We start from the raw sequence: 18,923 nt of genomic DNA, 5'->3' as shown, positions 1-18,923 counted from the left end.
GCTTCACGCTCGAAGCGGCGAATCCACCACAGAACCCGCACTCTGTCTCCCCCGGCAGGTGCGGGTTCTTTTTTGCCGGCTGCCTCAGCAGGCGGCCCTCGGCTGCGAAAGTTTCCAGTTGTATATCTGAGGGCCAGTAGACGCCGCCATCACCCGCTGCGCTCCGCAGAGTTCGCAGCCGAACAAGAACTAGCGCGCAGACGCCGCACCAGAGGACACTGACAACCAGAACGACCATCAGGAGGACCCGCGATGACCACCACCGAATCACGAAAGAGCACAGCCGGACGACCCGAAGTCGCCCAGGCCGCAGCTCGCGCGTCCATCGCCATCCGCGAACGTAGCGGACGTGAGGCACCTCAGTGGATTCGCGACGCCGCGGCAGGACGACCGACCACACCGCCGCCTGAACAGCCCTGACACAGCATCGGGATCCCCCGCTGAGTGTCACACTCGACGCAGCGAACCCCGTCACAGAACCCGCATCCGCCCTCCCCGGCCGGTGCGGGTTCTGTTTTCGTGGTCCTTGGACCTGCGTGATGGGGCCTTCCCGAGAGTTCTACCAGCGTAAACGCAAGGAAGATCAACGCCACATCCAGACGGCCATCGCGCTCGCACGCAGACTTGTAGACGTTCTGTGGGCGCTACTCCGCTACTACCGTGAATGGGAGCCGATCAGCCCGACCACCGTAGAGCCGGTGGCGGCGTAGATGTCGATATCTACGCTGATTCTTGGAGGGTTCCGCTGCTTGGTCCGGCTTCGTCGGTGCCAATACCTGAGTGCGAAGTGTGTCGGGCACGTTGAGGTAGAGCGATCGTTGCCGCGGCCGCGGCAACGATCAGAGCGATAGCCACGAACATGGAGTAGTTCAAGGCCTTCGTGTAGGTATCTAGAGTCGCGTCGTTCGGGTTGCCCAGGGTCGTGAAAAACACTGTACCCAGTGCGGCGACACCGAGCGCATTGCCCAACTGCTGCACGGCGGTCAAACTTCCAGACGCAGAGCCAGTTTCGCTGTCGCTGACACCGGCGAGGACAATGTCGAAGAATGGCGCAATTGTGAGACCCATGCCCACGCCTATCAGCGCAAGAAAAGGAAGCAGTGCTGGAGCGGTGACGTGCGGTGTGCGGATCGATATTGCGATCGAGAGTCCAGTAAAGCCGATCGCCACGATGGTGAGTCCGATCAGCATGGTGCGCCGAGTCAGGCCAAGGACCTGGGAGGCAATGAAGCCCAGGATCATTCCCACTGCCTGTGGAGCGGCAGCCAGGCCCGCTTGAAGTGGTGAAAGACCCAGGCCAAGTTGAAAGTACAGCGCAAAGAGAAGCGATGAACCGATGAGCGATCCGAAGAACAAAGCGCCGATTGCCAGGCCGGCCAGAAATGACTTCTTTTGGAACAGGGAAGGGGTGACGAGGGTTGATTGCCCTAGTGCGCCGCGCGTCCGCTGGCGAATCACGAATGCGACCAGTGCGCCGATCCCTACGAAGATGATTGAAAAGACCCACCACGGCCAGGAGAATTCACGTCCGTGGACTAAACCGAAGACGATCGCCGCCATACCCGAGCCTGCCAATCCAGCGCCAACAGTATCGAGTCGGACATTTCGATCCCGGCGTGAGGGAGGCAGGATTACGCTTGCGGCGATGATCAGCGCGATGCCGATCGGAACGTTGATCGCAAATATCGATCGCCAACCCCACCCGAAGTAGTCCGCGTCGACCAACCATCCGGCGAGAATCGGCCCTCCGACCCCGCCGAGGGCCAGTACCGGACCGGTCAAGCCGAAGGCGGTGCCGACCTTTTCTGGGGGGAAGCTTTCCTTGATCAAACCTAGGGCCTGCGGAACCATCAACGCCCCCAGGAGCCCCTGTGCGATGCGAACGGCAACGAGCATGCCCGGAGACACCGAGACCGCTGCCAGGAGCGAGGCGAGCGTGAATCCGGTGATGCCGATGAGGAAGAGAGTTTTGCGGCCGTACATGTCTCCGAGGCGGGCGCCGATGAGCAGTCCGGCTGCCATGGCAACGGTGTACCCGGCCGCCAGCCACTGGAGGAATTCTGATCCGCCGCCCAGGTCCTCGACTATCGAGGGGCCCGCGATGGTGGTGACCACGGAGTCGAGCAGGTCGAGCAGATCGCCGAGTAGTACGACGCATACGACCGACCATCCCAGGAGTGGCCGGACAAATGTTGGCGGCTGTAGTGAAGTGGACATCGATTCCTCCCAAACGATAACGCCGTACGCAAAGGCCAGGAAACGATAACGCTGTACGCTTGTGGTTGCAACTGCAACTGCAACTGCAACTGCAACTGCAACTGCAACTGCAACTGAGATGAGGTGCGAGCGTGGATGCGGGTGGAGATTTGACACCTGAGTCGACAAAGCGGTCGACTCCCATTTGGGACCGTGTCCCACCGCGTCTACGGCGGTCGCCGGGTTTGAGTCGCGATCGGATCGTTCGAGCAGCGATTGTGTTGGTTGACCGTGAGGGTCTCGACAACATGGCCATGCGGGATATTGCTGGAGTTCTCGGGTCGAGCCCGATGTCGCTGTATCGGCATGTGCCCAGCAAAGAGGACCTGATCGACCTCATGGTTGACGCAATCGTGGCAGAGCAGGACCTCGACGGAATCCCGAGTGGCGATTGGCGAAATGATCTGGAGCGGTTGGCAAGGACCAACAGAGAGATGTTGCTCGCCCATCCGTGGGCGTCGCGTCCTCCGGTTCGACCGCTACTGGGACCGGAAGCGCTGCGCCGTCTCGAGACTGCCCTGGCTATTTTCCCTCGGTCGGTGCCGGTAACCGCCAGGGCATGGGCGGTGAACACGGTCGATGCATTCGTGCGTGGCAGTGTCGGTGCCGATCTGGCTGAGCGTTTCGAGATCGAGAGAACGGGTCTGGATAAAGCCGAGTGGCAGCAGGTAGTCGCACCGTACATGTCCAAAATCCTTGACTCTGGAAACTTTCCGCACGTGCAGGCATATCTGCACGGTGAAAATACAGACCCCGGTGCACAGTTTGATGCAGGACTCTCGGCTGTACTAAGCGGAATTGTCAACCAGTTCACGGATGAACATCTGCGATAGTTGCGGGACCTGAGACGTGGGCTCCAGTGCGATTGACAGGCCCGTAAAAGCTGATCGTTCTTGCTTCCCGCATTGAGATCCCGCCGACGCACAGCACTGCCTCGACAGGTATCGGTTGGTCTTACTGGCGCTCGAACTCGCAATGTGTGAAAATCGCACACATGGATACGAAGACGCTCGGCGGGCGCATCAAACAGGCCCGAGAGGACCTCAACTTCACTCAAGACCACCTGGCCAACCGTGCCGGAATCGATCGCACCGCCCTCACTCGTATCGAGAAGGGCGATCGGAAGGTCTCCGCTGTCGAACTCGTCAAACTCGCCGACGTACTCGCCACCCCGCTCGCATGGTTCGTGCGCGACCCATTGCCCATGGTTGTCAGTCGCCGCTCGGATGCCGGTCCTGCACATGAGGTGACCGCTTTGATGGACCGGCAGCTCGAACTGTTCGCCGGTGACGTCGCGAGCCTGCTCGACTCCGGGGTGATCACGGCTGCTGCGGACCGACCCCAATGGCGCACGCCGAAGACGCATCCAGAAGCAGAGAACATAGCTAGACAGGTTCGAGCCCACCTCGGTGTCGGAACCGACCCGCTGCTGGGGCTCCCCGGGATCGCCGAGCGGCTCGGCTTGTTCTCATGCTCGTTGGGGCTCGGTGAAGGTGGCGCAGACGGCGCGATGGTGGAGGTGGCCGACCACGTAGCTGTAGCCGTGGTCGACGGCGACACCAAGATCGGTCGTAGACGCATGTCCCTCGCGCACGAACTCGGACACTGGCTTTTCGGCGACGCCTTCGACTCGGGCGTGGGCGACGCCGAGCGCATGATCAATTCGTTCGCGGCGCACCTCCTGGCACCCCGAGCGGGTATCAACCGGATATGGCGCGAGCATCCCGGCGACACCGTCCGGGACAAGGCCGTACGTGTGGCGTCGACGTTCGGCATGTCGTGGTCGGCGGTCATCTTCCATCTCCGAAACCTGAACTTCATCGACCAGGACGAATACCGAACCCTCGAAGGACGAAATCCGGTGAACGGTGAGTTCGCAAAGCTGGGCCTGACGCTCTCCACCGACGAGTTGCGACCTCCGTCGCTGTCACCAGCGCTGACCGCCGCGATCATGGCTGCCTACATCGACCGCCGAATGACAGGACCCCGCGCGGTGGAACTGCTTCGCGATGCGCTCACCGAAGAGGACCTCCCCGAACGGCGTGAGGAAACGGCCGAAGACTTCGCAAGCCTGTGACCGCGCCCGACGACCGGCGATGGGTCATGGACACCTCCACCTTCACCCACTTCTGCCGCTCAGGTCACGAGGACATTTTGCGGAGGCTGGCCCCGCAGGGGTTGGTACTGATTCCAGACACCGTGAACACCGAGATCGAGGCCGGTATCGAGGCCGGCTACGACATCACGTCCCCATCGACACTGGACTGGGTCGAGATCGGCGTGCTCACTGCCGACGAGGCGCGGTCCCAACAGTTCATCAAAGTCGACATGCCCTCGGGTAAGAAGGATCCGCCCGAGAAGAATCTGGGCGAGTGCGCGGTCCTGGCGTGCGCGAAGCATCGCGGGATGATCGCGGTGATCGACGACGGTGACGCGCGCGCCCAGGCCCGCGCCCGAGAACTCCCGTCCATCGGAACGATGTGGATCATCTGCGAAGCACACAAGCATCTGGACGACATCGACGCCGAGCAGGTGTACCAGGCCCTGCTCGACACGGACATGCACCTACCGCAGGCAAACAGCTTCGTCGAGTGGGCGAAGAAGTTCGGCTTGCTACCCATTGCCTGATCAGATCCTCGTCGGGCAGCCCCGCACTCTGCCTTCCCGGCAGGTGCGGGTTCTGCATTTTCGCTGCACCTGTCAGTTTCAGGAGACGAGTGCACATCGGGTCGTGCGGTGCTCATCAGGACGGGGTGCCGTTCGTTTAGCCGGCGTCGATCTGCTCGCGAAGGTTGTCGCTGCGGCAGGTGTGCCCGGCTAGCTCCTCAGTGCGACACTCCAGTGATGCGTATTGCCCTGATTTCGGATGTACACGGAAACATCGCGGCGCTCGATGCAGTACTGACCCACATCTCGCGGCAGCACGTCGATTCGATTGCCAACCTGGGCGACATCGTCTCCGGTGGACTTCATCCGCGCCGAACTGCCGACAGACTCATGAACGCCGCCATTCCAACGATCGCGGGCAATCACGAGCGACAACTGCTGAGCACCGACCGCGCCCGGATGAGCGCATCGGACGGTCATGCGTTCGACCAGTTGACCGATTCCCACCACGACTGGCTGCGCTCGCTTCCACCGTCCCTCGACCTCGGCGCCGGCGTTCTCGCCATTCACGGCACGCCGGCGAATGATCTCGAATACTTCTTGGAGACAGTGGAACCCGGCGGGTGCCGCCCTGCGACCGCAGCGGAGGTGGAGCACCGAGCATCGCGCTGCTCTGGGTGGGCAGTGATCGCGTGCGGGCACACCCATCTGCAACGGAAGGTTTGGTTGAGCAGCGGAACGCTGGTGGTGAACCCGGGTAGCGTCGGCATGCCCGCCTACGCCGATGATCATCCTTATCCACATGTCATGGAGTCCGGGACGCATCACGCTCGGTACGCGGTGATCGAAGACAATGCCGAAAATCGATGGGCCACGACCTTTCACAAGGTCGACTACGACGCCACTACCGCCGCTGTCGAGGCCGGCGTCAACGGGCGTGAAGACATAGCAGCGGCGCTGCTCAGTGGCCGCGTGGCGACCTACTGAACGATCTGTGAGCTTCGGTGTGCATTTTGACTAGCGTCAAAATGCACCGTCAGTTTTGAGAATTGGCTCTACTCACCGGCGACTCCTCGGATGGCGTCGGTGAGTCGCCGGTCGTGCGTTCAAGCCCCGTGTGCAGTGCCGCCGACGGCCTCGGCAATCATCGGAGCGATCTTCGCTGAGTCAGCGATGCCTTCGGAACTGTTCAATGTCAGCACGGCATACTCATCGGGCAGAGCGACGTGAATCCCGCCGAGGGAATCGCTAGCCTCCTGCCACGTCGTGAGCGCCTCCTCGTCCGGGAAGATATTGATTCCGGCGTCGTAGCTGTTCACTGGCATATCGAACCGCATCGAAGCCCCCGACAGTCCGACCTCTTCACGCACGGGTTCGGCGTGCTCGATGTCCAGGTCATCGAGAGCCGTGGTGAACCTTTGCACGACAGAGTCGGACTTGGAGACTGGCTTGGCCGTGGTCTCTACCTGCCGCGCCTCGGAGGACGACGAATTGCTGTTGGTTTCGACCTTGGCGTCATCGTCGTTGCCACAAGCGGCGAGGAACAGACCTGCCGCCAGGACAGTGGCAGCAGCGAGGGTGGGTATACATCTCATGGGGAGTGGTCTTTCTGATGTGGTCGAGCTGAGGGCTCGCCGAAATGTTGGCAAGGAGTGGACGGTACCTGGACGTCCAATTCTTCGGCCGTCTGAGTACCGCGATCCAGATGAGGTCCCCGGCGTGCGTCCCACCATCAGGTGCAGCGGAATTGTAGACACCGACCTCACGCCCGAATCACGCTGCGCTTCGATCCGCACTGCTGTCCCCTGACGGCGACAGTGTCACTTGGTGAGTTCCACGACGCAGGTGTCGACGGCTTGGACGTCAGGGTCACCGGCAGAGATACCGAGTTTCGAGCTGGCCTTCGGCCAGGTCGTGGTGTTCCTGGCTCCTCCGGTAGAGGCGTACACAGCCCCGTCCGAGATCACCCAGACATCCGATCGGTTCTCGACACGACCTGCGGCGTCGACAGTGGTTCCGCCGACATAGGTGTACTCGCCTGCATCGATGACCGTGCCGTTTGTCAGTGTCAGACCCGATTCGGAGAAACCGGCCGTGACCTGGTCCACTAGCGACTGATTCGCCGAGGCACACCGTGGATCGGACGTGTACGTCGCAGGACCCGCAGCCGGCGCCGGAGTGGTCGTGGTCGGCTGAACAGCAGTGGTGGTTGTCACCGGTGCAGGCGTGGTCCTCACTGGTGCGAGGGTCGTTACCTGCGGTGCAGCCGAGCTCGAGGTCGGCTGCGGGGCGGCAGCATCGGAGTCATCGGAAGATTCCTCGTCACCGAACACGGCACCGATCACCCCGAGCACAACGAACGCGGCGACGATGCCCCCGACGATCTTGACCGCACGGGGAACGCCGGTGCGGCCGGGCTCGTCTGTTGCCGCGAGCTCCGCAGGGTCCGCAGGTATGTTTTCCGCTGCTGTGGGCCCCGCTGCTGTGGGCTCGGCGGCGCTCTGAGTGTGCTCGGTCCACTGAGTTCCGTCCCAATATCTGAGCAGTCCAGGCTCGCTCGGGTCCGGGTGCCATCCGGGCGGGGGTGTGGGGCTTGTCATCAATGTGTCCGTTCCTCGTACTCGCTGGTGTCGTCCGGGAGTATTCCGCACATCGACACTGCGCCGGTACGGCGAAGCCGCCGGCGGCTCCCCGACACGCCCGGAAGCGTCGGTAGCACTGCTGTTCGCAGTACCGGCTAGTCTCCTGGCCGCCGTGGCACCGGCTTTATTGACGACCGCTCATTCCTCGTCGAAACCCGCGGGGCCTACATCGTGATGCTGATCGTCTGCGGGCTCGCCGCGCTCGCGCATCGGCTTGTGCAGTTCGCCCGTACCCGCCGGTGCGCAAGGAGACCGCCGCTGGGAGGGGGGAACCTCTGTGCCCGAGCAAGCCGAGGCGTTGGATATGCGTGCGTCTGTGGTGATTGTGTCTGCGGTGGTGCTGTTACCTAGGTGATCTCGTGGTCAGCGGATGGTACAGATGCCGTAGGCGAGAGTGATTGCCCAAAGCTCGCGAGCTTTGCGGTAGTCGATTGCGGGTGGGATTTGGGCCGCAAGCTCGCTGCTTTGCTCATCTGTAAGGCGGTTGCGCTCCGCCTCAACGCAGAGCAATTCAAATTCTCTGTCGAAGTGGGTCAAGTCATATTGCTCTCGAAGTCTGGGCCCGAGGTACTTGGTCATCGCACCGTGGTAGGCGGGATAGAGAGCAGTACGCAGGCCGTACGGCGTAGTGCTGTGCGTCGGTACTGTCGTCGCATCTACGGTCGCTACCGTCCCTGCGACGATTCCGGCGAGCACCACACCAACGAAAAGCTTCGTTCCTACAGCTGCTTTCATGGGGTGCCTCTTTCGGTTTGGCTTGGGGACGCCTCGCTTTGAGTGCCGGGAGCTGTTCCTGCTGTCCACTGCGATCCGTCGAACCAGCGCATGCTGTTCCCCTGGTGGGGATCCTGATACCAGCCGGCAGGTGCAAGCGGAAGGGGAGCATGACCGGGAGCGGTGTTCGGGACCGGTTGTGGCGATGACTGGGCCGAGTTCTGTGCGTGAGAGTCGACCGTTGAGGCGCTGACATGGGCTTGGCCTCTACTCGGAGGCCTGGCGACTCTCGTCCACGTAAGTTTTCTGAGAGCGGCAAAAGCGATGACGATGCCGACGAGGACCGCAGGCCACGCGATCCAGCGACGTAGCGTCAGCGCGTCGGTGCACTTCGTGAACGGCGCTGTGTCGAGGTCCAAAGGAGTCGGAATATCGAGTTCCTGCGCGAGCCTGGTGTCGAATCTGGCGTCCAGCTTCGACGGCTCACTGTTATCCCTGGTGATCGTGTTCCCACACGATGCTGACAGACCGTAGGACGAAACCGACACGGGATATACGAGCAAAAGAACCCCGGCGAGCGCGAGAACGACGCCGATCAGCGCAGTCGCCCTGATTCGCAAACCACGTTCCGTCGGAGAAAGCACGGGCACTGGTAGAACCTTCCTATCCCAAGGTCTCTGATGAGACCGTTCGCTTCGCTATCGGAACTACAGGCCCATTTGTTTCTTCGATGGTTCGGTCAGCATCTGGCGGTGCCGCGCAACCGGGCCCATCAGGTACCGCACTCGACGGAGGCGCGCGTCCCGTGAGAATTCGGGAAGGCAGATTGCCAGGCGTGCTTCCGACATCAACACGGCGCCGAGAAGCAATGCGTTGCTTGACCATCGTGCCGATGTGGTTATCGAACGTGCTGGGCACACTCTGCATGGCACCCTGAACCAATGAGCGAACCGACCATCGGCCAACCCCCATCCCCGCCTAGGAATCGGCGCCGACTAATTATTGCCGCCGCAGTCGTTGGTGTGCTGGTCATCGCAGTCGCGGTAACCGCGACCTGGGTGCGGATGTCCGACCAAAGCGAGGCGGCAAGCATCGACTGGTCCGCATTTCCCCAAACGCTTCCGTGTGTTTCGGTACCGCATTCGGGCCCTGGCGTTCCCCCCAGCTACATCGATCAGCCAGCGCCGGCGCCGGTCCGCGCGCGGGCTGTGCGGCTCGAAAACGCCGGACCAGACCGACTCCGAATAGAACTGACGATGGCAGGCCCACCACCACCACCGCCCAATATCGTGGCGCTGCCCGGATACGACCCGTACTACCCAGCTCCCGGTAGCCTCAACTTCAGCGCTGATCTGTACTTCAACTTCGACGCTTCACTGTTCTTCGACGAAGAAGCCGACGGAGCAAACGGATACAACCTCTACTTCTCTCGGAACCTTTACGGTGCAGGAGACAAGCGATGGACGGTTGAGGGCAACTCGTTTGATTACAACTACGATCTCACTGCCGAACCGACACCCGTCAACTCGGGAGTTGTGGGCAATACGATTGCCTTCACAGTGGATCTGGCCAATTTTCCTCCGCTCGCGGCGGGATTTACATCTATACAAGCGACGGTCATGCCCGTCGAGTACGGCCAACCCGGGACCGACCCCAGCACAAGTCTCGTGTGGCCGCAACAACAACGATGCAGTGCGTCCACCGCAGCAGAAGCCTCAGTTCCGGTAGCTGCCCCGACCACGGCCCCCACCGGCCCCCCTCTGGGGGGCAACTCATCGTCCGAGAACAACTCCGACGGAATCGTCGGAACACCGGTCGACCCGGGTGCCTGCGCAGACGGAGGCATCTGCCAACTCTCCAGTCCGAGCGGTGACTACTACTGCACGATCTCGCGGACCGGAGCGTTCTGCTCGTCGCCAGTCGGAGAACCGTTGTCGGCAGGTACCGATGCACGTCTGATCAAAGTTGGATCGGACGGCGAGACCGGCCTGCTCGCAGATTCAGGCGGCAATTCCCATATGCAAGACCGGCAATCGATGCAAGAAACGACGCTGCCGTTCGGCAGCACCATGACCGCATACGGAATGACCTGCGCGTTCAGTGGCGAGACCGGCGGTGCGATCTGCCAACACGACGAATCCGGACACGGATTCCAGGTCAGCACCGCCCGCTACCGTTTCTTCTGACCCCTGCGCCGATCGGCGAAGCCATCGGCGGCTCCCTCGGATCCCAGGTCGAATCGGCGACGACAGTTTTGCACCTCGTCTGATCGGGCTCTAACCCCACAGAACCCGCACTCTGCCTTCCCGGCAGGTGCGGGTTCCTGCTTTTTCGCCGGCCGCAGTGATGGCTGCTGGGCCACCTCTGAAGCGCTCGCCACCATCGCCACCGATACCTCGATCCGGCGGATCCACAGCGCCCGCCGTTCACGATCCCAAGGCGGCCGACATTTAGCATCGAATCCGTGCCTTCCCACGAAATGCTCGACTCCCGTTACGGTTCGATCAGGCTCCAACGGAACGACGGCGGGCGCAGCTTCGTGATTTCCGGCGAGTCCATTCCCACGGCATCGGTCACCCGCAGCGGCGAGCACGCCGTACGAACCGACGTGCCCATCGGCACCCGTGACGGCCGACATCTACGTCTACTGATCGACGGCAAGGGATACGACCTCGATCTCTCTCCTGGCAAGTTTTCACGCCGGTCCTACCGCATACATATCACCGGGCACGATCAAGCCTGGCTTTTCACTGCCGCGACGCCGCATGCCCACCGACTCGTCGAAGGGACGCGGCACACCGGAAGCAATGAAATCGGCATGTTCACTGCCGACGACGAGTACGACGTCGTGGTGGAATGGACTGACGAAATTCGAATGGCCGGTGTAGTCGCACACAAAGTGGACTCAACCCCTTTGACCTGCTCGCTCGGTTACGTTCTTGCAGCTTCGTTCGGTACCGGCGCGCAGCTGATGCTGCCGGCGATCTTCGCCGGAGCTGCAGAGGCGCTCTTTCCATTCTGAGGCTCAGAGCGCCATAATCGGCCGCATCGCCCACCACCGAACCCGCACTCTGCCTTCCCGGCAGGTGCGGGTTCTTGCTTTTTCGGTGGTGGCATCGGGCCGCCGCACTACCGCCGTACAACACTGAGGTGACACCACCCACGATTCGATGCCGACGCTGCCAAAACCAGACAGTTGTCATTGCAATCGCGGTAACACATCCACCAAAGGTGGGGAGGTCGCAGTGTCCAGCCAGCCAGCCAGCCTTCCGATCGGCCTTGCTGCCGAGTGAATCGGTTACCTCAAGTCCAATCGCGGATCTGTGCTCCGGCTTCCGGATCGAGGTGTCAGTTCTGATGCGCGATGGCCGCGTTGATCGCATCGACAACCTTGCGCGGCTCCTCGACACTCAGGTAGAGGCGGTTGAATCGCGGGGTGGACACCTCGACCACCACGACGTCCCTCCCGCCCTTGACGTTCCAGTAGTGCCGCTCGCCGTCCTTACGCCAGGTCCCCACCCACTTATGTCCCGGAAGGCCCAGGCCGGGCGCCCTCACGCCCTTGTACTCCTGAGCAGCGCCTGGGTCATGCGTAGCGCCGCGCACCTGGGATAGCGACACCTCGATACGGCGCACGAATCCCCACAGCTTGTTCAGTCCGCGTGGCTCGACCACGAGGATTCCCCTACTGCGGTCGATCGTCACGTCATTCATTCGTTCCCTTTCGTCAGGCCAGCCCGCGCCAGCAGTCGTCTACCGAGTTCGTGTGCCGCCTGATCGCCCCATGCGTCAATTGCTTCGGCGCATATCGCACGCACCTCCTCGTCCCGAGATGCCAATTCACCCAGGGCGACGAGCAGCAGGCCCGATCCGCTGGGTGCCGTGGACGTGACGGCAGCGCGCAGGCATGCGAGGAAGAGGCCACGTTTGCTGCCGAATGTGGCGTAGAGACTTCCCCGATGGACTCCGGTCACCTGCACGAGGCGATCCATCGAACTGCCCTCGTACCCGTCGCTGTCGAAGAGGACAGCTGCCGCAGCAACAACCCTGCTCGATTCAAACCTCCTTGGTCTTCCCACAGTTTAAGAATGCACGTTCTAAAACGCCCAGTCAATAGCCCGAACGTCGTTCCGAGCGCGGGTGCACTGCGCACCCAGGCCGGTCGCGGATTCCGTGAGGGAATCGACTACCGGACCCGAAGGATCCGCTGAGCAAGATGTTCATCGGAATGCTCAGCTCGATGGCCGACTGTGAACCCGACCCGAATCGACCGAGTAAGTGCACTCCACTCCTGAACTCGTGCAGTCGTCTTCTGAAACTGACAGCACCATCGGGCCGCCGCGCTACCGCCGTACAACAATTCAAAGGCGTCGGTAGTGGCTGCTGGACGGTCACTATCGTGTCAAACGCCTCGCAGGGACCGCTGCCGTAAAGCCGCATATGTGGCTGCACGGCGGCTGTTACGCAGTACTACGGCATTTAGACCGCTGCACTGCAGTTCAACCGTGCGTCAAGTGCGCGTTGAACAGTTATATGTCTACTTCTGCGGCTTCCGTACTGCATTACAGTCCCCCGATGCACGGTCGGAACGCCGTCGCAACGTACTGAAAGTGACAGCAGAGCGGCCTTCCGACCGCCATACAACCGTGTCTATCGGTAGCTCACGAGGCTGATACGCGCCGGTGTCGTCACCTGGGCGGCGATTGTGCAGCACAATGGCCGCACGACAGCCACTCGTCTGCGAATGCTGCCGCCACCGACCGACGCCAGGACGATCGTCAACAATTCTTGACGCCATCGACGCTCCGAAAGTCCACGAACTGGGCTTTCACCGTCGACACCGGGGCCCGCAACAGCCCCCGATGGGCCATCTCGGTTACTCGGAGGGCCGCCGAAAACAATATCGAGAGACCGAAAAAGCCGTTTATATTGCCGCGTCGACAAAGGAAAACAAACGCCCCACATACGCACGCCGAAAAGAATTGTTCACACCGCAGAAAAAGGTCTATTTCCCCTTGATCGCGCCGTCGATCCACAACAGCAATTCCGACAATGTTATTGCGCACTGAACGCACCTGAGTTATTGCCAGCGAGATACTCCAGCCCGAAGTCAGCAGCCTCCTCCGGCGCACGTGGGCACCAGATATTCGATGCTGAAACAGTGACCTGGCCGGTGGCCCGGGGGCCACCGGCGGCTGCAGAAAAGCGCTGCAGCCGCCCACCCACGTGCGCCGAAGGAGTCAGTCCCGTAGCCCGCCTGTACCGCCGCAGCCGCCGGCCGCAGCCGATCCTGGCAGCAAGAGCTCGTCGCCGAGCCCGAGGAACTCCGCTCGCTGCAAGCAGGAACCAGCCCCTGCGGCCGGCCGGAAAAGCTGGCTCGCCGCAGGAGATCCGAACCGACCTCCGAGGTGGCCCCGGCGGGGGTGAAACCTGATCGGCCGTAGCCGCCACTTCGTGACGTCATCCAGCCCGCGTCGCTGCCTCACACACCCGTCTGCGACGAGTCCCGGCCGCCCCTCGCGGCAGTGTTGTAGCCGGTCCGGAGAAGCGCTGCGGAGGCGCTACGCGCCCGGAGAAAAGGATCGCCTCAGTCGCGGCGAATAGCCTGTTTCATCGGCTGCTGCCACGACTGGCAGCGCAGCCCTGACCGGTCGCTGCCGCGACCGATGCCGAGCGAGACCGGAGGGAAAAGCGGACAGACCCGAGTACCCCGGCGAAGAGCTGGTGCGCCTTCGGCGCTCTGATCGACATCGCGGCCGGGGCCGCTGCGGTTCCGCTTTCTCGTGGGGCCCTCACCGATGCCAACTGCTCTATAAGCGCGCTCACGCGCGGGCATCGGACCCACGAGAACGCTGCACCTACGCGGAGGTTGGGACGGCGGCCGAGGCCGCCTGCTGTTCCACACTGGAGACCCAACTGATGACCCGCGGCTGACGCCACGGGCACGGCCACGCCGCGGCTGCACGACCCGCTGAGGCGGCCCGTGAACCCTGACGCCATCGACGATGCAGCCCCGCCACTCGCTGCGCTCGCCGGCGATCCTGAAGCCGGCTCAAACCCAAAAACGGGGTTTGCGCCCTCTGCGTCAGTGATCTGAAACATAGTACCCACGCCGTCACCGCCTCTACCTGCGGAAATGGCGCTACGCGCCAGGGGTTTGCGTACCTCTATATTGCCCCTCTTCGAGGGGTCTGCGTACTACGCAACCCCCGCTGAAATCGACTGTTTCCCCAGTTCGCCACGTACGCAACCTCCCGCCGCTAACGCTCTGGGTCGGTGGCTGTGGCTCCAAGCTAAAAGGGCATAAGGAGTCGTGACGCACGGCGGGTTTCGTTCGCTTCGCTCACTACACCCTTGTTTGCCCGGCAGAGCCGGGACGACCTCCTCGGCTGGCGCCTCGTCGCCCTCGCTGGCGCTCGGGTCCTTATCGCCGTCAGGGTTCTCTCGGGCGGCCGCGGGCGGCCTTCTCGTTCTCTCCTGTCGGCGCCCCCTTCGGGGTGCCCTGGTCCGCTGCGGCGGCGTGTCCGTAGCGGTGCTCGGCGCTGGCGCGCCTGCGGCCCGTTCCGGGTCGGTTACTCGCCCGCTCGCAACCTCTTGTGCCGCTGCGTCCTGTCGGCCTAGTTCGCGCCCCTGGCGCGCTCTGCTGCGAGAGGTGGGGCCGCGATCAGCCGGCGCCGGATCGGCTGCTGCGGGTGTGGCGGCCTTGCGGCCGTCTGCTGTATCCCCGGCTCGCTCGCTCATCGGCCGTCCCTAGTCGTGACGGAACTTCCGACACAGCGTCCGCTGCATCTACGGCATTCGCCGGGGACATCCGGACGGTGTCCTAGCGTGGCGCCTGGACGGTTCGGATGGTGGGAGCTCTCGCTCCGCTCGGCGCGGTCTGTTCGCGGCGGCCCCTGCCATCGGGGCGGCGGCGATTGTCGTATCGGCCTTCAAGCGCCAGCATTCGATGCGGCTGAGCGAGGTTTCCCCGGCTGGGCGGCATGGTGACGTCATGGCTGCCTTTCGCGCCTGATTTTCACCCGGTCTGGCGGGGTCCGCCGTCGCCTCTTCGTGAGGGTGACGATGGGCCATCTGCCCGAAGAATTGCGGCCAATGCCCGAGACGGCGAACGCTCTCGTCGAGCGCACCCGGAGGGTGCTGCGTCTCCTGTTTGTCGGTGCTCACGCGCACCGGTCCGACGAGCGTCACGGCGATCTCAGTTCAAAAGGTGTTCATTTTATTTGGTCGAAGGCACAATTTCTGAACGGGTTTTTGAACATTAGTGTCGGTAATTCGGGTTCGTTCTGAGTAGCGTTCTACCTGTTCAGTCAACGACCGTTTATTGAACAAGCGAATCGTCCGTCTGGATGCAATCGGCCAGCGACTGCAAGTTCCTGTTCCAGGGTTAGCCGCGTCGCGCGACGTCGTCGTTGACGGCCTCCCGCCACTTGCGGTGCTGATCTCCTTTTGTCGAGAGGTTGGCGCGGTTCTCCTCGACCCATTTCCGAGCAGACTTGTTCAGAGTTGGGATTCCGTGCGGTACGTCGCCCTCACCGAAGAAGGTGAGGCCGGTGTACGGATACTGACTTCCGGCGTTCGCCAGTTTGCGTGCGACGAAGTCGCGCAATTGGTCAGCGGCAGCTTCTGCGGCGAGTGCTTCCTGCATGGTTGGCAGGTATCCCGCGTGCACTACGCGGTTCCGTACGCCGGCGACCTCAACACTCCAGGCGCCGAGCTCTCCGCGATCCAGCTTCCACGTGCCTTTCAATCGGGGATGGAACTGGTTTTTGATCCGAGTTGTGATGGGTGCTGAGAACACTTCCGCCGCGCGCTCAACCGGGGTGCCCTCCTCCCACATCAGCATTCCGAGGAGTCCGTCGAACAGGACTTCACAAGCTATTCCGAGGTGAATGATCGCGTCGCGGTACGAACCCGGCCCGTGAAGCTCGTACGCGGCGTCGGTTCGGCTTTCCAGGAACCTGGCGAGGGGGTCGTACTGATCCAGCCGCTTCTGCAACCCTGCGACCTGGTCGAATACCTCTCGCCGAATCTCGGAGACGAGGCCTCCAAGATTCGGTGGAGATCCATTCAAGGCATAGAGACCGAGCGGTGTGACCGTCGTATCCTCTAACGCTCGGGTAAAGACAAGCGCCAGTGGGAACAGGCGTTTGACCGTGAGTACGGAAAGCGGTCGATCTGCCATCATTCGATAGGCGCGATGAAACTGCAGTAAGGCCTTCAGGCATCTGTCAATCGGCGTGGACGCGGTTGGCTCGGCGCTGTGGAACGTGACTGCTTCAACGACTGTTCGATAGCGTTCTTCCAATTCGAGGTCATCTGCGGTTTCATCGCCGAGACCCGAGTCGTCCGGGTGTGGATTGTCATGGTCACCCGGGTGCATTGCCGCGAACGCCTTCATGAGGAGTTCGTTCTCGTGAGCGAAAGGGATCGGGGACTCATCCCTCATCTGCCAGAACCGAAGGGAGACGAAGTTTCGCCCCTCGTCGTCGAGATGAATCGGGTCAACTCCTGATTGTGGAATTTGTGCGGTCTCTCTCAGCTCGGGAGCGCTCTCGTCAGTCGACGTGAACCAGGTTGCCTTCTGGGGGATCGGGATCGGATCAGGCAACAGGATCATGAAACCGACCACACACGGTGGTATCACCTCATCGGAGAAAGCCCAGTCCACGCAGGGAATCCTATCTGCTCCGCCCTCGAAGATCACTACACGTGAAACTGGCGCTCAGTTGCTGCAATCGCTCACCCACTTCCTGAAAGTCACACCCGGCGTCTGGGCGGAACGCGAGTCGCAGTGTTGGCCAGGAGGTCAGCCTGCGGTTGGGACGTGAGAACCTGACGAGAAGTGTCAAATGAATCGAATCTGAACCCTGTTGACACGCGATCGTCCACGTTCGGGTGCCTCTGTATCTGTCAAGGCGACGTCCGTTCGAACATCAACGACTGAGCCAGTCCGCTTTGTGTAGGCGGTCAACCGGATTTGTGGCTCTTCTCCGGGGAGAAGAGCCCTTTATGACACAACTAATGCAGCCGGGCTTTTCGGCGCGTTCGTCACGCGCCAGCGATGATGGCCATCATGATCCCACGGCTTCGCCGAAGCGAAGTGCTTCCCCGACGTGCCGTAGCGTCGGCGTACTTACGTTCAATTGCTGCGAGTTCGTGGATAGACTTTTGGAGGTATCGAATGCGTTCCGGTGATATGCGAAGCTCGTTGCGCCGTCGAACATCAGCGCGTTGGACACCGACTGAGATGCGAATATCCCACTGACCCTGGTGTTCCAGCCGTTCGCTGCGCCGGCGATGCCTAGTATTTGCAGTACTGCGCTATAGCTGGACTCCACTGGCGAACCCGAACTCTGCGGGCCATCGGGGTCAAACCCACTGAGCGCAATAGATGCGGCGAGTATGCCTGAAACTAGTGTCGTGTGGTAGCAGGCGCTGAAATGGCGCATCGGGTCTGATTCGATAGAACTGTCTAACGAACAAGGTAGTGCCGGTCCTCGGCTAAGTCCGTGCTGAAGTTCAGGCCACAGAAGAGCAAGGACGATTTCGGAATATAGAGACGGAACATCGCACAAGTATGCGGCGGAAAGAAGTTCCCCTGTTGTGTCAAGGTCGTTTTCCCATAATTGCCAAGCGAGATACGCGTCGAGTTGTTCCGCAAGCACTCCGCGATCTAGGCACTCGGGAAGACGATTGTGGCCGAAATCCGTCACGTAGAACAGCATGTGGGTAAAGGCATACACGTCTTCGCGACGTGCGACGATGGAAGGCGGGCCAATCGGTGCGACTGCCAAGATCGTGTCGACATCAGGCTGTCTGTCCGACCAAACTGCCTGGATCCAGCGAGTCTCGAGTGTGCGAAACAGCAGTCGGTCAACTGTTGTATTCCAGCCAAGTTCCACGCATTGCCGCACGCACGCGTCGTACGCAGAGTCTGTAACGCCTAACCGGTTAAGGATGGCATGCGACATTGCGATGGGCCACACCAGATGCGGGTTTCCCTGAAGCATTTCGAGGTGCCAACGCGGCCGTGCTACGCGCGCCAGTGCGTCAGTTAGATTCTCAGTTGCGGCGGAAAGTTCTGGCCATGGGTTCGACTCAGCTGTGCGTGTGGCGACATATAGAAACGTCGCGCACTCAGCGACTATTTTGTCCTCGACAGCATGTACGCTCGGAACGTTCCATGCCGCCCGTAGGTCACAGTCCTCCGTCGGGAGGAGTTGGTCCAGAGTATTCAACCAGCCGACACAGAGATTGCAAACCTCAACTATCCGCTCGCGATGAGTATGGGCAATGCGCAAGGTGACTCCCGTCGTAGAGGCAACCCTGACCCCGGTGCTTCCGCAGTGAAAACATCGGGGCCCTTTCCAGGCGGCGACTAACCGGGGTTTATCACCTCGGCACCGCGCTCTACGGCGCCGCAGACGATGACGTAGTGGTCGCCGCCGAGGGCATACCACCCGGCAAGTTCTGCTGGGTTTTTGACGGCAGCCAGGGCGTTCTCGGCAGCATCAAGATGGTCTTTCATGGACGCATCGAGGTTGATCAATCCCTTCTCGCTGAGAGAGGTCGCGAGGGCGTTTATCTCTTTGGGTGACGGCATTTTTCCCACTTCACTTTCAAAGTGTTTGGTTTGCTTCGTATTAGGTAGGTTGTTGTGCTGTCCGTTCGCGATTGTGCGGCGGCCTGGTTGCAGAGGGG

The 18,923-nt window shown here is 61.6% G+C and carries 17 protein-coding genes and 1 pseudogene; 8 read left to right on the top strand and 10 right to left on the bottom strand.

Features of this window, described 5'->3' with window-relative positions; genetic code table 11:
- The first annotated feature begins 252 nt into the window (after positions 1–252).
- Together H2510_RS01125 and H2510_RS01120 are read left to right on the top strand one after the other, a co-directional pair.
- Positions 253–420: a hypothetical protein gene (locus tag H2510_RS01125; RefSeq protein ID WP_186626572.1), complete on the top strand. Its 168-nt coding sequence runs from the start codon at positions 253–255 to the stop codon at positions 418–420.
- 116 nt (positions 421–536) lie between these two features.
- Positions 537–710 (top strand): annotated as a pseudogene (locus H2510_RS01120) (IS110 family transposase); the annotation flags it as partial.
- Between the two features lie 10 nt (positions 711–720).
- On the opposite strand, the gene H2510_RS01115 reads toward H2510_RS01120, so the two are convergent.
- Entirely contained in the window at positions 721–2,217 is a 1,497-nt protein-coding gene (locus H2510_RS01115; RefSeq protein WP_186626571.1) for an MFS transporter, read from the bottom strand.
- Positions 2,218–2,348: 131 nt separating this feature from the next.
- On the opposite strand from H2510_RS01115, the gene H2510_RS01110 reads away from it, so the two are divergent.
- From H2510_RS01110 to H2510_RS01095, 4 genes are all read left to right on the top strand, one after another.
- On the top strand, positions 2,349–3,089 hold the full coding sequence (locus H2510_RS01110; RefSeq protein WP_315901156.1) for a TetR/AcrR family transcriptional regulator: 741 nt from the start codon (positions 2,349–2,351) through the stop codon (positions 3,087–3,089).
- Between the two features lie 161 nt (positions 3,090–3,250).
- Positions 3,251–4,333, top strand: a complete 1,083-nt coding sequence (locus H2510_RS01105) for a helix-turn-helix domain-containing protein (protein WP_186626569.1) — start codon at positions 3,251–3,253, stop codon at positions 4,331–4,333.
- On the top strand, positions 4,330–4,884 hold the full coding sequence (locus H2510_RS01100; protein ID WP_186626568.1) for a hypothetical protein: 555 nt from the start codon (positions 4,330–4,332) through the stop codon (positions 4,882–4,884). The genes H2510_RS01105 and H2510_RS01100 overlap by 4 nt, the downstream gene beginning before the upstream one ends.
- Positions 4,885–5,100: 216 nt before the next feature.
- On the top strand, positions 5,101–5,850 hold the full coding sequence (locus H2510_RS01095) for a metallophosphoesterase (RefSeq protein ID WP_186626567.1): 750 nt from the start codon (positions 5,101–5,103) through the stop codon (positions 5,848–5,850).
- A gap of 119 nt (positions 5,851–5,969) precedes the next feature.
- Here the strand turns inward: H2510_RS01095 and H2510_RS01090 are convergent, their stop codons facing one another.
- The 4 genes from H2510_RS01090 to H2510_RS21160 form a co-directional block, all read right to left on the bottom strand.
- Positions 5,970–6,458 (bottom strand): hypothetical protein, encoded by a 489-nt coding sequence (locus H2510_RS01090; protein WP_186626566.1) that lies wholly within the window; start codon positions 6,456–6,458, stop codon positions 5,970–5,972.
- Between the two features lie 225 nt (positions 6,459–6,683).
- Entirely contained in the window at positions 6,684–7,463 is a 780-nt protein-coding gene (locus H2510_RS01085; RefSeq protein WP_186626565.1) for a DUF2510 domain-containing protein, read from the bottom strand.
- Positions 7,464–7,868: 405 nt separating this feature from the next.
- Positions 7,869–8,240, bottom strand: a complete 372-nt coding sequence (locus H2510_RS01080) for a hypothetical protein (protein ID WP_186626564.1) — start codon at positions 8,238–8,240, stop codon at positions 7,869–7,871.
- Positions 8,237–8,767 (bottom strand): DUF2510 domain-containing protein, encoded by a 531-nt coding sequence (locus H2510_RS21160; protein ID WP_397517316.1) that lies wholly within the window; start codon positions 8,765–8,767, stop codon positions 8,237–8,239. Before H2510_RS21160 ends, H2510_RS01080 begins: the two co-directional genes overlap by 4 nt.
- A 393-nt stretch (positions 8,768–9,160) precedes the next feature.
- On the opposite strand from H2510_RS21160, the gene H2510_RS01070 reads away from it, so the two are divergent.
- Together H2510_RS01070 and H2510_RS01065 are read left to right on the top strand one after the other, a co-directional pair.
- Entirely contained in the window at positions 9,161–10,405 is a 1,245-nt protein-coding gene (locus H2510_RS01070; protein WP_186626563.1) for a hypothetical protein, read from the top strand.
- Between the two features lie 278 nt (positions 10,406–10,683).
- Positions 10,684–11,241, top strand: a complete 558-nt coding sequence (locus H2510_RS01065) for a hypothetical protein (RefSeq protein ID WP_186626562.1) — start codon at positions 10,684–10,686, stop codon at positions 11,239–11,241.
- Between the two features lie 326 nt (positions 11,242–11,567).
- Here the strand turns inward: H2510_RS01065 and H2510_RS01060 are convergent, their stop codons facing one another.
- The 5 genes from H2510_RS01060 to H2510_RS01040 form a co-directional block, all read right to left on the bottom strand.
- Entirely contained in the window at positions 11,568–11,933 is a 366-nt protein-coding gene (locus H2510_RS01060; protein WP_186626561.1) for a hypothetical protein, read from the bottom strand.
- On the bottom strand, positions 11,930–12,298 hold the full coding sequence (locus H2510_RS01055) for a TetR/AcrR family transcriptional regulator (protein WP_186626560.1): 369 nt from the start codon (positions 12,296–12,298) through the stop codon (positions 11,930–11,932). Before H2510_RS01055 ends, H2510_RS01060 begins: the two co-directional genes overlap by 4 nt.
- Positions 12,299–15,606: 3,308 nt before the next feature.
- Positions 15,607–16,839, bottom strand: a complete 1,233-nt coding sequence (locus H2510_RS01050; protein ID WP_186626559.1) for a hypothetical protein — start codon at positions 16,837–16,839, stop codon at positions 15,607–15,609.
- A gap of 454 nt (positions 16,840–17,293) precedes the next feature.
- Positions 17,294–18,682, bottom strand: coding sequence for a DUF6895 family protein (locus H2510_RS21155; protein ID WP_397517303.1), 1,389 nt, complete (start codon positions 18,680–18,682; stop codon positions 17,294–17,296).
- Entirely contained in the window at positions 18,601–18,825 is a 225-nt protein-coding gene (locus H2510_RS01040) for a hypothetical protein (protein ID WP_186626557.1), read from the bottom strand. Before H2510_RS01040 ends, H2510_RS21155 begins: the two co-directional genes overlap by 82 nt.
- Positions 18,826–18,923 lie beyond the last annotated feature (98 nt).

Origin of the sequence: Rhodococcus sp. BP22 (assembly GCF_014281965.1) — a bacterium.
GTDB lineage: Bacteria > Actinomycetota > Actinomycetes > Mycobacteriales > Mycobacteriaceae > Rhodococcoides.
Note: the sequence above shows the minus strand (reverse complement) of the source record. Positions and strands in the feature narration are given on the sequence as shown.

What these genes read in the sequence shown, in the direction of transcription:
- H2510_RS01125 (WP_186626572.1), top strand. Translation starts at nt 253, where the DNA reads ATGACCACCACCGAATCACGAAAGAGCACAGCCGGACGACCCGAAGTC.
- H2510_RS01115 (WP_186626571.1), bottom strand. Translation starts at nt 2,217, where the DNA reads ATGTCCACTTCACTACAGCCGCCAACATTTGTCCGGCCACTCCTGGGA.
- H2510_RS01105 (WP_186626569.1), top strand. Translation starts at nt 3,251, where the DNA reads ATGGATACGAAGACGCTCGGCGGGCGCATCAAACAGGCCCGAGAGGAC.
- H2510_RS01095 (WP_186626567.1), top strand. Translation starts at nt 5,101, where the DNA reads ATGCGTATTGCCCTGATTTCGGATGTACACGGAAACATCGCGGCGCTC.
- H2510_RS01090 (WP_186626566.1), bottom strand. Translation starts at nt 6,458, where the DNA reads ATGAGATGTATACCCACCCTCGCTGCTGCCACTGTCCTGGCGGCAGGT.
- H2510_RS01085 (WP_186626565.1), bottom strand. Translation starts at nt 7,463, where the DNA reads ATGACAAGCCCCACACCCCCGCCCGGATGGCACCCGGACCCGAGCGAG.
- H2510_RS01080 (WP_186626564.1), bottom strand. Translation starts at nt 8,240, where the DNA reads ATGAAAGCAGCTGTAGGAACGAAGCTTTTCGTTGGTGTGGTGCTCGCC.
- H2510_RS01070 (WP_186626563.1), top strand. Translation starts at nt 9,161, where the DNA reads ATGAGCGAACCGACCATCGGCCAACCCCCATCCCCGCCTAGGAATCGG.
- H2510_RS01060 (WP_186626561.1), bottom strand. Translation starts at nt 11,933, where the DNA reads ATGAATGACGTGACGATCGACCGCAGTAGGGGAATCCTCGTGGTCGAG.
- H2510_RS01050 (WP_186626559.1), bottom strand. Translation starts at nt 16,839, where the DNA reads ATGATCCTGTTGCCTGATCCGATCCCGATCCCCCAGAAGGCAACCTGG.
- H2510_RS01040 (WP_186626557.1), bottom strand. Translation starts at nt 18,825, where the DNA reads ATGCCGTCACCCAAAGAGATAAACGCCCTCGCGACCTCTCTCAGCGAG.